We start from the raw sequence: 13,249 nt of genomic DNA, 5'->3' as shown, positions 1-13,249 counted from the left end.
AGTTCGGACTCAATCGAGAAAGTCGCAATTGGCCTCGACGAACGCGGCGAGATCCAGCGAATGCTGCTTCACCAGCCGCTCGACCAGTTCCGTGTCGCGCTTCTCGAGCGCCTCGATGATCCGCATGTGATCGACGATCGAGCGCGACGCGCGGTCGCTCTGCGAGATCGTCATCTTGCGAATGGCGCGCACGTGCACGAAGATGTTCTTGATCGTGTCGAAGATGATCTGCGACTTCGACAGCCGCACGATAGCCTGATGAAACGCGATATTCGCTTCCGAATATTCGTCGATGTGCTCCGCCGGCGTGGCGTCGCGGAAGTTGTCGAACATGTGGCGCAACTGCGCGATTTCCTCGTCCGACGCGCGCTGCGTGGCAAGGCGCGCCGCCATGCTTTCCAGCGCCGCCCACATGTGGATCATCTCGACGATCTCGCGCTTGGTCTTGCGCAAGATATACACGCCGCGACGCGGCACGGTTCGCAGAAAGCCTTCCTGCTCCAGCAGCGTCATGGCTTCGCGAATGGGCGTGCGGCTTACGCCCAGTGCTTCGGTCAGTTCTTTTTCGTCGAGACGGATCTCTTCCCGCGAACGGTAGATGTCCGCTTCCGCTATTGCCTGCCGCAGCTTCGCGTACGCCTGATCGCGCAGCGAAACCGTGGCATTGATCGGCTCGAGCGACAGCGTAAGGCCGCTTGGGCGAACGTCCGGCCGGTCTACGGATTGAGTATCAGATGGCATTGATGACTTGAGTTCCCATGTGCGGGCGGGAAGCATCGACACGCTTGCCCGAACCGCCGTTCTGGTCGTCCGCCGCGAGACCGGCAAACCGACCGTGATCCTGTGCGCGCTGCAGCATGTCCTGCGGCACCGCCGACGCAATCATAAACGTAACGCCCACACCCACGGCAACCAGCGCGAATCCGATGACAACCAACAAGGCGATGCTCATTTCAGGCTCCGGTTAATCTTCAAGAGCCCTCAGTATATGTTGCGTTGCAATACATTTCAACATATTTTGCATCTTGTATATCAGAAACAACGCCGGCTTCCTGGATGCAGTTTAGGCGGCTTTCTGCGTTTGCGGGGGCGGTAAAGCCTTGGCCGTGCCTTGGTTCACGCCTTCGCGCAGCTTGATCAATGCGAGAACGGCATCGATCATCGGTGTCTCGGCTTTCACAAGGCGCCCGATTTCCTGCACGACGGTGATGAGCGGATCGATCTCCATCGGGCGGCCGGCTTCGCAGTCCATGAGCATCGATGTCTTGTGCGCGCCCACCGCGCCCGCGCCATTGATGCGCCGCTCCACATCGACGCGAAAGTTGACGCCGATCCTGTCGCCGATTGCTTTTGCTTCCAGCATCATCGCTTTGGAAAGCGCGCGCGTGCCGGGGTCGCTCGTCAGCACGTCGAGCGTCGCATGCGTGAGCGCGCTGATCGGGTTGAAACACAGGTTGCCCCAGAGCTTGAGCCAGATTTCATCGCGGATGTTGTCGCGCATCGGCGCTTCCATGTCGGCGGCGGCCATGATGTCGTGCAGCGCCTGCAGGCGCGGGGTGATCTTGCCGCTCGGTTCGCCGATGGGAAACTTCTTGCCGTACACATGCTTGATGACGCCCGGCTCCGCGATCTCCGCCGCCGGCAGCAGCACGCAGCCGATTGCGCGCTCAGGTCCGAACACGCTCCACTGCCGCCCGCTTGGGTCGATGCTTTGCAGCGTCGTTCCAGCGAGTTCGCCGCCATGCTCGTAGAAGTACCAGTAAGGCAGGCCATTGACGGCGGTGATGATCGCCGTATCGGGTCCAAGGAGCGGCGGAATGAGATCGACGACGCCCGGCACCGAATGCGCCTTCAGCGCGATGATCACGAAATCTTGCGGGCCGAGTTCGGCGGGATTGTTCGTGCAGCGGACTTTGACGACGTGTTCCTCGCCATCGATCTGAAGCTTCACGCCGTTCGCTTGCATTGCCGCGAGATGCGGCCCGCGCGCCACGAAGCTGACGTCCGCTCCAGCCCGCGCGAGTTGCGCGCCCATATATGCACCGATCGCACCGGCGCCATACACGCAGATTTTCATGATTTCGTCTCCTGAGGTTGTATGCGGATCACCTTCTGATATACAAGATACTACATTCCATAATGGGGAGCGACAAGGCGAATCGCGCGCTTTCGGACGAGCGGAAACCCGCACGAGGAGCGCGTTTGTGTCGTGTCGTTTAGGGAAAGCCTGCTATGGGAATTAGGCGCGCGCGCCGCGTGAGCGTCAAACAGAAACAGTTCGATAGCGACGACTAAGGTTCTGCGCACCGCCGGGTGACGATGCATAGCACTCGACGTATGACTACGCCTGCGCGGCGTCCGCGCGGATTCACGCAGCCTGAAACGCCATCGAACTCCGCGACGAAGACGCCGCAACATGCGACCACACATGCGCTGCATTCGCCCGCAACGCATGCCCGCGCCGCCGCACGAGCATCACCGTTCGCACGGCCCGCGGCGCAAGCGGCACGAACCGCACGCCGATGGTCTCGCAAGCCATCCGCGCATGCATCGGCAAGACGCCGATGCCAAGTCCCGCCTGCGCCATTCGCGCGACGGCAACCGGCTGCGCGAGACGCTGACGCAAGGCGCCCGTCACCGCGTGACGCGCAAGCGCGCCTTCGATGGCATCGAGGCTGCCGGTGTCGTCATCGAGGAGGAGAAGTGGCGAAGCGCGCAGTTGCGTCCAGTCGATATAGTCCGCATCGCCAAGCGGGCTCGACACGTTGACGACAGCAGCGAGGTCGTCGTCGAAAAGCGGTTCCGCAACGAGTTCGTCGAGACTCCCGGGCGCGATCACGAGCCCCATGTCCGCTTCGCTCGAACGCACCAGTTGCAGCACGGCGTTCTGCGGCCGGTCCATCACCTCGACCGCGATTCCCGGATGCCGCTCATGACACGAGCCGAGCAACGCAGGCAACACGCTCGCGGTCAGGCTGCAACTGCTGGCAAGATTGACGACGCCCGGTTCGGCTTCGTCCGCGGTGCGCGGCCGCAGCGTCGCTTCGAGTTCCTCGACGAGCGGCGCGATGCGCCCGAGCAGCGTACGCCCGGTATCGGTGAGCGCGACCTGACGCGTCGTGCGGTCGAAAAGCCGCAGCGCGAGTTCATCCTCGAGTTCGCGGATGCTGCGGCTGACCGCCGACTGCGTGATACCGAATTCATCGCCCGCGCGGGTAAAACTGCGATGCCGCGCGAGCGTGACGAACAACCGCAACTGATGCAGCGATACGCAAAGCGGCGGCGCGATTTCATCTCGACGATCGCGCATGCCGCTCGCTCACTGCACCGACGGTTTGCGCGGCGCGTCGCTCCAGCCCGCCTGAAACGACGCGTTGATCGACGAATCCGCGGCCGTTTCGGCGACCGTGTTTTCGATCCAGCGTTTGCGCATCGGCGCGAGCACGAACTTAGCGCACAGGCCCGCTGCAATCGACGTGATCGCCGCCGTGATGAAGACCGCGTTCCACGAACCAATCGACGCGAGCACCGAGGCAAGCGGCACCAGCATCGACGCCGTGCCTTTTGCCGTGTAAAGCGTGCCCGCGTTGGCCGCCGCGTATTTGCTGCCGAAAGTATCCGCGCAAGTGGCGGGAAAAATCGAGAATATCTCGCCCCAGCACAGGAACGTGAGCGCGGCGAACAGCATGAACATGTACGGATTGTGGCCGAACTGCATCAGCCCGAGCAGCGCCACGCCTTCGCCCAGAAAGATGATGAACATGGTGTTCTCGCGGCCGATCTTATCCGAAATGAAGCCGCACAAAGGCCGTGTGAAACCGTTGCACAGGTTGTCGATGGACAGCGTCATCGCAAGCAGCGGCAAGGTCACGCCGAGGATATTCACGGGCATCTTCGCGAAGCCGTATTCCTTGGCAATCGGGCCGAACTGCGCCGTGGCGATCACGCCGCCCGCCGCGACGAACACGAACATCAGGTACAGCACCCAGAAGAGCGGCGCACGCACCATCTGCCCGGTGGTGTAGTCGATTTTCGTGGACACCACGCGCTTGGCCGGAACCACGTTCAAGGGCGGCTTCGGACGAATCAGCATGAGCGCGAGCAGGAAGATGCACACGCCCTGGAAGATGCCGAAGAACATGAACGCGTGCTCGTAGCCCGCACTCTGAATCATGTTGGAGATGGGGATGACCGTGACCGCCGCGCCCGCGCCGAAACCAGCGGCCGTCAAACCCGCCGCAAGGCCGCGCTTGTCCGGGAACCACTTGAGCGCCGTGCCCACGCACGTGCCGTACACGCAGCCCGCGCCCACGCCCGCCACCACGGCCGCGATGTAGAGATGCATGAGGCTGGTCGCATGCGCATCGATGCACCAGCCGATGGCCGCGCAGATCGAGCCGCCTATGACGACGGGCCGGGGCCCGAACTTATCGACGAGCCAGCCTTCGACGGGCACGAGCCAGGTTTCGGTGACGATGAAGATGGTGAAGGCGGTCTGGATCGCCGCTTGGCCCCAATGGTGCTTGGCATCCATCGGTACGACGAACAGCGTCCATGCATATTGAAGGTTGGCGACGAGTCCCATGCACAGGATACCGATCGTCAACTGAACCCACCTGTTGTGATGACGCCCGTGCGGTTGCCCGGACACAACCGTGTCTGCGCTTGCCATGTCTGTCTCCGTTATTCATTCGCGCTCGTGCGGCGCTTGATTTACAGCGAGATGCCGGCGCGAGTGCATCGATATGCGCGTCGGCGGCGTGGCGGTCGGTCAGGGAAAGTGCTCGGGTAACGCGACGCGGGCGTGGGCGTGGGCGTGGCAACGCGTATCGAACAAGGCGATGGATGAGAACATCCGGCAAGCATCCGCGTCAGGCGATCGAAGAATCATTTCGAGCGATTCCCAATAGAGCTGGATGGTTGATGCGGCCTTTGCAGGCTTCGTTTTTTGGCTGGGTACTAAAGATGCCGCGCCGTGGGGGCCGTGCGCTTCGCCCTTGAAAGTCTTACAGACTGGCAGGACGTGAAAGCATCGTGGGGGATATAAACGATTAAGGAAAGTTAGAAAAAATTATTGTATAAATTCAGTATCGTGAATGGATGAGGGCCCGCCGTGCTGCGTAATGCTACCCTGCGTCAACTCAAAATCTTCGAAACGGTTGCACGCCGGTTGAGCTTTTCCCGCGCGGCCGAAGAGCTTTATCTCACTCAGCCGGCTGTTTCCACGCAGGTCAAACAGCTCGAAGAACATGCGGGCATGCCGCTTTTCGAGCAACTCGGCAAAAAGATTTATCTGACGACCGCGGGCAACGAGATGCTTCATCACAGCCGCGCGATCCTCGAACAATTCCGCGAAGCCGATGACGCCATGGCGCGGCTCAAAGGGGTTTCGGGCGGTACGCTCAACGTGGCGGTCATTAGCGCGGGCGACTACTTCTTTCCGCGCTTGCTTGCGGCATTCACCAAACGTAATACGGATGTCCGCCTCAACCTTGCGGTCCATAATCGCGAGGAACTGCTGCATCAACTGACTGATAATCTCACCGACCTGGCCGTCATGGTTCGGCCGCCGCGCGACATGGACACGGTGAATATCTCTTTCGCGCCGCATCCGTATGTGATCGTTGCGCCGCCGGATCATCCGCTGGTCGGGCTCAAGGACGTGCCGCTAGAAGCGCTTGCGGATGAACCGTTTATCGTTCGTGAGCGCGGTTCCGACACATGGAATTCGATGGAAGAAGGCTTTGCCGGCCGGCTCGCCAATCTGAATGTGGCAATGGAGATAACCAGCACGGAAACCATCAAGCAGGCTGTCATTGCGGGCATGGGCGTGAGCTTTTTGTCTGCTCACACCATCAGCATGGAATTGCAAGTTGGCAAACTCGCGGTGTTGGATATCAAGGGTTTTCCCGTCATGCTCAACTGGTTCGTCGTTCATCGCAACAACAAGCGTTTGCCTCCGGTTGCATTGGCATTCAAGCAATTTCTCGTCGATGAAGGCGCGGCTCAGATCGAAGCGATTACGCATATTGTCGCGAGTACCGGTAAACCCGATGTATAAGTCATCCGAAATATAAACGCGAAGAAACTTTAATTTTCGTAAATGGATCGAGTTCCCTATCCTGCATGGAAGCCCCACGGCCATACAGGAGACGAACATGAGTCATGCGACCTTAAGCGACGACCGCGAAGTTCAGGCGCAAGTGTGCGCTTTCAATACTGCATTCGAAGAGCTCGACCTGATGTTCCGTTGGGATGCCGATACCTACCGCGCGCTCGCTTCGACCGAAAGCGATTACGGAAAGATCGCCCAATATATCGCGACGCATTCGCCGCATCTTTTGAAGGCTTATAGCGCGGAGTTTCTTTGCGGCGCAATTGTCGAGCGGAAGAATTCGACACTCGAAGCGTGCCGCCAAAACACCGTGCAGTATAAAGACAGCACGCAGCGCGCGCGGCTTTGGCGCGCGCGGGATGACGAAGGAAAAGAGGTGCGAGCTTGATTCTCGGCTTCGGTATTCGTATGGAACGTTGAACGCGCTTTCATGATTTTCGAAAGGCGGACCGGCATTAGTGCGGGCCGCCTTCCGGCATTGGGTTGTGCAGGTGCCGCAATCCGAACGCCGACGAACGCGCTTTCTACAGAAACAAGCAGCAGCCTACATTCAAAGCTGGCGCTGTTTGAAAAGCCCGTATCAAGGCGTCAATGAAACCCAAACCGCCTTGGGCTCCGTAAAGTTTTCGATGGCGACATCGCCGTGTTCACGGCCGAAGCCGGAATCGCCGGAGCCGCCCCAGGGCAAGCGCACATCCGTATAGCCGTAAGTGTTGATCCACACCGTGCCCGCCTTGAGCCCCGCCGCCATGCGATGCACGCGTCCGATATCCGCGCTCCACACGCCCGCCGCGAGGCTATACAGCGTGCCGTTCGCGATGCGTAGCGCGTCGGCTTCGTCATCGAACGGAATCACGCTTGCGACCGGTCCGAAGATTTCTTCCTGCGAGATGCGCATCTCGTGTTCGACGTTCGCAAATACGGTCGGCTCGACGAAGTAACCGCGCTCGCCGACGCGCCGTCCGCCCGTCACGAGCGACGCGCCCTCCTCCTTGCCGATGTCCACGTAATTCAGCACGCTCTGCATCTGTTTGGCGGAGATGACGGGGCCCATGTTGGTTTCGCGCTTCGACGGATCGCCGAGCTTGATGGTGCGCGCGCGTTCGGCGAGGCGCTCGACCACTTCGTCGTAGACCGTGCGTTGCGCCAGGATGCGCGAGCCCGCCGAACACACCTGCCCCGCGTTGAAGAAGATGCCCGAGGCGGCCGCGCGCACGGCGCCGTCGATGTTGGCATCCCCGAAAATAACGTTGGCGGATTTGCCGCCCAGCTCTAGCGTGACGCGTTTGAAGTTGCCTGCCGCGCCTTGCAGGATGCCGCGTCCCACCGATGGCGATCCCGTGAACGTCACTTTGTCGATGCCTGGATGCGCGACGAGCGCATCGCCGACGACCGAACCCTTGCCCGTCACGATATTGAGCACGCCGGGCGGCACGCCGGCTTCGAGCGCGAGCCGGCCGATCATCAGCGCGGAGAGCGGCGTGATTTCGGCGGGCTTGACGATCAGCGTGCAGCCGCAGGCAAGCGCGGGCGCGATCTTCCACATGCCGATCATCAGCGGAAAATTCCATGGCACGATGGCCGCGACGACGCCGACCGGCTCGCGCACGGTGTAGGTGAGCGCGTCGGGTCGCGCGGGGACGACCTGGCCGTTGATTTTGTCGCACCAGCCGGCGTAGTAGGTCAGCGTGTCGATGGCGGCGGGCACGTCTTGCCGATGCACGGCCGCGATTGGTTTGCCGCCGTCTAGACTTTCGAGCGCGGCGAGTTCGTCCTGATTTTGGCGCAGGAGGTCGGCGAGCTTCATCAGAATGCGCCCGCGATCCGCCGCGCGAATGGCGTTCCACGGCTTGAGCGCTGCGCGGGCGGCGATCACGGCGCGATCGACATCGGCGGCGGTGCCTTGGGCGACGTAGGCGATCGGCTCTTCAGTGGCGGGATCGAGATTCGTCGAATATTCCGCGCCGCCGGGCCGGACGAACTCGCCGCCGATCAACAGTTCGTAGCGCTTCAAATCCGTGGTGCTTGCCATGATCGTCTCCGCTTTTATCGAATCGTGTCATGGTGGGGCACTTACGGCGTTGTCGATAGAAAAACATTCTTATCGTTTGTATAGGGTGGGGTGTATGGGTGGGTGGTTTCGGGTTTCTTTGGCGGCTTGGGCGAGCGGGCGGAGGGGTTTGGGTGATGGCTTTTCAGTCGTGGTTTTGGCGGTTTGCCTAGGCGGCAGCAAAGGACAGCGCGTTGCCGTCCAGCGCAGTGTGCTTTCTCAGCTGCCTACGCGGCAGCAAACCTCTCAGTCAATTATTCATCTCCGCAATGATTTTTCTCAGCTGCCTACACGGCAGCAAACTGTGTTTTGGATCGCAGCTTGACTGGCGTTGGACCTATCCGTAATTCTGTGGGCGAGGCATATTATGAGAGGTAAAAGTCATGGATATGCCGATGAAGAAGAAACGCACCGTCGCTTCTCAGGCAGCGGCCCGAGGGCCGCTGCCTGCCCTTCCGGAAGGTCTGCTGGATGACCTGGTCAAAGGCCCGATGACGCCCACCGAGGTCCAGGACCTGATGCTGGCGTTCAACAAGGCACTCATCGAGCGCGCGATGGGCGCCGAGATGAAGATGCATCTGGGCGACCTGGCGGGGCAGCCGAAACCCGACGGCCAGGACAACGAACGTAACGGCGCCAGGCGGCAAGACGCTCATCACCGATTATGGCCCGCTCAGGGTCGATCTGCCGCGTGATCGTGACGGCAGTTTTGAACCCATCCTTATTCCGAAACACGAGCGCCGTTTTACCGGTTTCGACGAGCGCATCATCGCCATGTACGCGCGCGGCATGAGTGTGCGCGAGATCCAGGCGTTTCTGGCCGAAGCCTATGGCACCGAGGTTTCGCCCTATTTCATCAGCTCGGTCACCGACGAAGTCATGGCTGAAGCGCTCGCCTGGCAAAGCCGTCCGCTTGAGCCGATGTACCCGGTGGTGTTCTTCGACGCGCTGCGTGTGAAGATCCGTGGCGACGGCGTGGTGAGCAACAAGGCGGTGTATCTGGCGCTGGGTATTCAGGCCGACGGCCAGCGCGATGTGCTCGGCCTGTGGATCGAACAGACCGAAGGGGCGAAGTTCTGGCTGAAAGTGTTCAACGAACTGAAGACCCGGGGCTGCCAGGACATCCTGATCGCGGTGGTCGACGGCCTGAAGGGACTGGCTGAGGCGATTGGCACGGCGTACCCGCGCACGGCCGTGCAGACCTGCATCGTGCATCTGATCCGCAACAGTCTGGAGTACGCCAGCTACAAGGACCGCAAGAGCGTGGCCGCAGCGCTGCGGCCGGTCTATGCCGCCGCGAGTGAACAGGCCGCTCAGCAGGCCCTGGAGGCCTTTGCCGAAGGCCCGTGGGGTGCGAAGTATCCGACTATCGTGCAGTCGTGGCGACGGGCGTGGGAGAACGTCACACCGTTCTTCGTGTTTCCGCCGGACATACGCCGTGTCGTCTACACCACAAACGCCATTGAGAGTCTGAACATGCAACTACGCAAGATCATCAAGACACGCGGCCACTTCCCCAATGACGAGGCCGCCATCAAGCTGCTGTGGCTGGCATTGCGCAACGTGCTGGCAAAGTCAGTACGCGCGGCGTTCGACTGGTCGTCCGCGATGAACCAGTTTGCCATCCTGTTTGGAGAGCGTTTTACCAACGCACGCGGGTGACTCCGCTAACCGCCTCGCACACAAAAATGCGGACAGGTTCTTTTATTTTCTCAACTGCCTACGCGGCAGCAAACTCGTTTGCCCGTACCACTGCGCGCTGCCCGGCTTTCTCAGCTGCCTACGCGGCAGCAAACCATCGATGGAACCCCGTTCTTCTCGTGCGAACTTTCTCAGCTGCCTACGCGGCAGCAAACAGAGGGCGACTCGCTCCTTCCCGCAGGGAAGTTTCTCAGCTGCCTACGCGGCAGCAAACCAGCGCGTCGTATCGCTCGACGGTGAGCTGCTTTTCTCAGCTGCCTACGCGGCAGCAAACTTTCCTTCCCCCGAGTTTGAATATCGTGACGATTTCTCAGCTGCCTACGCGGCAGCAAACGCCCAAGCTTCAAGCGCAGTGAGATCGCTCATTTTCTCAGCTGCTACGCGGCAGCAAACTGCGCATCAGCTGATAAAAGTGCCACGCGAATTTTCTCAGCTGCCTACGCGGCAGCAAACGTCGCCTTCTGCGATTCGAAGAACGTCTTGACTTTCTCAGCTGCCTACGCGGCAGCAAACGCATGGCCTTATGTGCGGTCGGCTTTTATCTTTTTCTCAGCTGCCTACGCGGCAGCAAACTGTTCATCTGATTTCTCCTCGTGGTTGGATTCTTTCTCAGCTGCCTACGCGGCAGCAAACGTGCTTTGCGCGCGATTGCACCCGCTGATGATTTTTCTCAGCTGCCTACGCGGCAGCAAACATCTCATGTTCGATGTTCATGCGTACATTTCGTTTTCTCAGCTGCCTACGCGGCAGCAAACGGTCCCCAATGATCACATGCACGCCGACGTACTTTCTCAGCTGCCTACGCGGCAGCAAACTCGCGGATCCTGCGAAAGCGGGGCGGCGAATCTTTCTCAGCTGCCTACGCGGCAGCAAACGCTGGAGAGCGAGCTCGCGTTGATTGACGTGCCTTTCTCAGCTGCCTACGCGGCAGCAAACCAGCAGGGCGCATGAGTCAATTCAAAGGTCACTTTCTCAGCTGCGTACACGGCAGCAAACACCGATCTCGCTCGCTCGCGCAAACGTTTGTCATTTCTCAGCTGCCTACACGGCAGCAAACATCGACCCCTGGTATCGCGAAGACACGAAGCTTTTCTCAGCTGCCTACGCGGCAGCAAACATACAATTCCTGTGTTGTGGAAGACCCGCAGACTTTCTCAGCTGCCTACGCGGCAGCAAACCTTGAGTAGACCGAAACCGGCACGCCCTTCTAGTTTCTCAGCTGCCTACGCGGCAGCAAACTGTCTGCCGAGACGATCTCGGCAGCATAGGAGTTTCTCAGCTGCGTACGCGGCAGCAAACTATGCTGCCGCAACTGAAGATTTTCGATTGGCTTTCTCAGCTGCCTACGCGGCAGCAAACGCTCCATGTATGCGGGCGCATTCTTCGGTAATTTTCTCAGCTGCCTACGCGGCAGCAAACGACGATGCATTCCTTGCTCAAGTGCTTCTATTTTTCTCAGCTGCCTACGCGGCAGCAAACTTTATTTGCGGGAATATCGGGACGTCTGGGTCTTTCTCAGCTGCCTACGCGGCAGCAAACCAATCGAAAATTGCAGAGAGCGCCAAGCAAGATTTCTCAGCTGCCTACACGGCAGCAAACAGGTGTTGTCACCGAACCGGTTGCCGCTGATCTTTCTCAGCTGCCTACACGGCAGCAAACAATGTGTTCGCCGCGCTTGAGGCAACGGATGGTTTCTCAGCTGCCTACACGGCAGCAAACTTCAGATACTGCGTGCAGAACTGGCGCTTCCTTTTCTCAGCTGCCTACACGGCAGCAAACGCTGCGGCGACGACCCGGTTTTTGCCCGAATAGTTTCTCAGCTGCCTACACGGCAGCAAACCGTTCATTGTGTCGAACTTCGTGACGTGGTCATTTCTCAGCTGCCTACGCGGCAGCAAACTGCATAGCCTGACCGATCTGCGCGGCGCTGAGCTTTCTCAGCTGCCTACGCGGCAGCAAACACCAGTCAGTTGAAATCGCGGCACATCACCGCTTTCTCAGCTGCCTACGCGGCAGCAAACCGACCGGCAATGCGCCCGCGCGCGAGTATGCATTTCTCAGCTGCCTACGCGGCAGCAAACATTGGCCGACTGTCATTGATATGCCTTCAGCATTTCTCAGCTGCCTACGCGGCAGCAAACAAGGTGGAAGTCGCCGACGACGCCCAGCTCGATTTCTCAGCTGCCTACGCGGCAGCAAACGGCAAAATCCCGCGGGTAATGAGCTTTCTGCATTTTCTCAGCTGCCTACGCGGCAGCAAACATTACATCAAGTCGGAACTCGACGAGGCAATCTTTCTCAGCTGCCTACGCGGCAGCAAACTTCCTCGCCGACCTTCACAAGCTTCACTCCCATTTCTCAGCTGCCTACGCGGCAGCAAACACTGAGCGCGGCATCACGCACGACGATACCTTTTTCTCAGCTGCCTACGCGGCAGCAAACTGTCTTGGCGTCTCTGCGCAGCAACTTTCGCATTTCTCAGCTGCCTACGCGGCAGCAAACGGCGCTTGACCCCGACGGCGCGACCGGCGCATTTTCTCAGCTGCCTACGCGGCAGCAAACAAACGCACTAGCGGAAAACCTGCGGTATCTGTTTTTCTCAGCTGCCTACGCGGCAGCAAACACGACGAACGCACCGCGATCGCGCTTGCGACATTTCTCAGCTGCCTACGCGGCAGCAAACTAGCCGACTTAAACGCCATCCCCTTGATTACTCAACAAAAGACACCGTTCTCGCCGAACCAACCCAAATTCTCCCTATATCGCTAACTCATTGATTTCCCAATCAACAAACCAGCGCTCCAGAAAAAGGGTTTAGAACCACGGCACAGTTGCTCCGCAACTCAACCCATAACTATTAAACGTCCCCGGCACGCTCGCAGCCACCTCGCCCTTTTGATCGACAAACAAACAAAACGGCTGCCCTGTACTCGCGCTACGTAAATGCACGTAAGGCAAATCAGGCCGACGCTCGACCGTGTCCGGAATCGCCGCAGCGGCCTGCGCTTCCGTCTCGCCCTTACGTCGCATTCGACGCCGACGCATCCGCTCGACATTGGTTTTAAATTGACGCCGCTGTATGACGCGATGCATCGCCCCCGACGGAACGCGCATAACGTCGGTAAGCTTCACATGATCCCGCATACCCTGCATCCAACCGCGTGCCATCAGCTCCTGCAATCGCGATTCGTCGCCATGCAGGCGCAACACATCGCCCAGAAAACGCGGGCTCAAACTGTATTGCGGAAAGCTAATCCCGATGTCGTCCGCACGAAACTCCACCAACGCGCGATGCAGTTTCGCCACCAAAGCGCCAAGCAGATGCACACGGCTAAACTCCGGATCGGGTCGTAACGTGATGTCGATATAGTGAGTCGTCATGG

9 protein-coding genes, 1 pseudogene and 1 CRISPR repeat array are annotated in these 13,249 nt (G+C 59.6%); of the genes and pseudogenes, 3 read left to right on the top strand and 7 right to left on the bottom strand.

What is annotated here, in order from left to right; translation table 11 throughout:
- Positions 1-9: 9 nt before the first annotated feature.
- The 5 genes from LDZ28_RS15375 to oxlT all read right to left on the bottom strand — a co-directional run bounded on the left by LDZ28_RS15375 (position 10) and on the right by oxlT (position 4,672).
- Entirely contained in the window at positions 10-741 is a 732-nt protein-coding gene (locus tag LDZ28_RS15375) for a GntR family transcriptional regulator (protein ID WP_244829245.1), read from the bottom strand.
- Positions 731-952, bottom strand: coding sequence for a hypothetical protein (locus LDZ28_RS15370; protein WP_244829244.1), 222 nt, complete (start codon positions 950-952; stop codon positions 731-733). The genes LDZ28_RS15375 and LDZ28_RS15370 overlap by 11 nt, the downstream gene beginning before the upstream one ends.
- 111 nt (positions 953-1,063) lie before the next feature.
- Positions 1,064-2,077, bottom strand: a complete 1,014-nt coding sequence (locus tag LDZ28_RS15365) for a 2-dehydropantoate 2-reductase (RefSeq protein WP_244829243.1) — start codon at positions 2,075-2,077, stop codon at positions 1,064-1,066.
- A 291-nt stretch (positions 2,078-2,368) separates the two neighbouring features.
- Positions 2,369-3,310, bottom strand: coding sequence for a LysR family transcriptional regulator (locus LDZ28_RS15360; protein ID WP_244829242.1), 942 nt, complete (start codon positions 3,308-3,310; stop codon positions 2,369-2,371).
- A 9-nt stretch (positions 3,311-3,319) separates the two neighbouring features.
- Positions 3,320-4,672: an oxalate/formate MFS antiporter gene (oxlT, locus tag LDZ28_RS15355; protein WP_244829241.1), complete on the bottom strand. Its 1,353-nt coding sequence runs from the start codon at positions 4,670-4,672 to the stop codon at positions 3,320-3,322.
- A 444-nt stretch (positions 4,673-5,116) separates the two neighbouring features.
- On the opposite strand from oxlT, the gene LDZ28_RS15350 reads away from it, so the two are divergent.
- Positions 5,117-6,061, top strand: a complete 945-nt coding sequence (locus LDZ28_RS15350; RefSeq protein WP_244829679.1) for a LysR family transcriptional regulator — start codon at positions 5,117-5,119, stop codon at positions 6,059-6,061.
- 97 nt (positions 6,062-6,158) lie between these two features.
- Entirely contained in the window at positions 6,159-6,503 is a 345-nt protein-coding gene (locus tag LDZ28_RS15345; RefSeq protein WP_244829240.1) for a hypothetical protein, read from the top strand.
- Positions 6,504-6,695: 192 nt separating this feature from the next.
- Here LDZ28_RS15345 and LDZ28_RS15340 read toward each other — a convergent pair whose 3' ends face one another.
- A complete protein-coding gene (locus LDZ28_RS15340; protein ID WP_244829239.1) occupies positions 6,696-8,147 on the bottom strand; it encodes an aldehyde dehydrogenase family protein in 1,452 nt (483 codons plus the stop codon).
- 407 nt (positions 8,148-8,554) lie between these two features.
- On the opposite strand from LDZ28_RS15340, the pseudogene LDZ28_RS15335 reads away from it, so the two are divergent.
- Positions 8,555-9,827: pseudogene (locus tag LDZ28_RS15335) on the top strand (IS256 family transposase).
- A 46-nt stretch (positions 9,828-9,873) separates the two neighbouring features.
- Positions 9,874-12,549: direct repeats of the CRISPR family, unit length 28 nt; unit sequence TTTCTCAGCTGCCTACGCGGCAGCAAAC.
- A gap of 131 nt (positions 12,550-12,680) precedes the next feature.
- Here the strand turns inward: LDZ28_RS15335 and cas6f are convergent.
- Positions 12,681-13,247 carry a type I-F CRISPR-associated endoribonuclease Cas6/Csy4 gene (gene cas6f / locus LDZ28_RS15330; RefSeq protein ID WP_244829238.1) on the bottom strand — a complete coding sequence of 189 codons (567 nt, stop codon included), beginning with the start codon at positions 13,245-13,247 and terminating at the stop codon, positions 12,681-12,683.
- Positions 13,248-13,249 lie beyond the last annotated feature (2 nt).

The sequence above is a fragment of the Caballeronia sp. TF1N1 genome, assembly GCF_022878925.1.
Classification (GTDB): domain Bacteria; phylum Pseudomonadota; class Gammaproteobacteria; order Burkholderiales; family Burkholderiaceae; genus Caballeronia.
This window is presented reverse-complemented; position numbering and strand designations above follow the sequence as displayed.

Coding starts and splice junctions, on each gene's coding strand:
- cas6f (WP_244829238.1), bottom strand. CDS start 13,247: ATGACGACTCACTATATCGACATCACGTTACGACCCGATCCGGAGTTT.
- oxlT (WP_244829241.1), bottom strand. CDS start 4,672: ATGGCAAGCGCAGACACGGTTGTGTCCGGGCAACCGCACGGGCGTCAT.
- LDZ28_RS15365 (WP_244829243.1), bottom strand. CDS start 2,077: ATGAAAATCTGCGTGTATGGCGCCGGTGCGATCGGTGCATATATGGGC.
- LDZ28_RS15375 (WP_244829245.1), bottom strand. CDS start 741: ATGCCATCTGATACTCAATCCGTAGACCGGCCGGACGTTCGCCCAAGC.
- LDZ28_RS15360 (WP_244829242.1), bottom strand. CDS start 3,310: ATGCGCGATCGTCGAGATGAAATCGCGCCGCCGCTTTGCGTATCGCTG.
- LDZ28_RS15370 (WP_244829244.1), bottom strand. CDS start 952: ATGAGCATCGCCTTGTTGGTTGTCATCGGATTCGCGCTGGTTGCCGTG.
- LDZ28_RS15340 (WP_244829239.1), bottom strand. CDS start 8,147: ATGGCAAGCACCACGGATTTGAAGCGCTACGAACTGTTGATCGGCGGC.
- LDZ28_RS15345 (WP_244829240.1), top strand. CDS start 6,159: ATGAGTCATGCGACCTTAAGCGACGACCGCGAAGTTCAGGCGCAAGTG.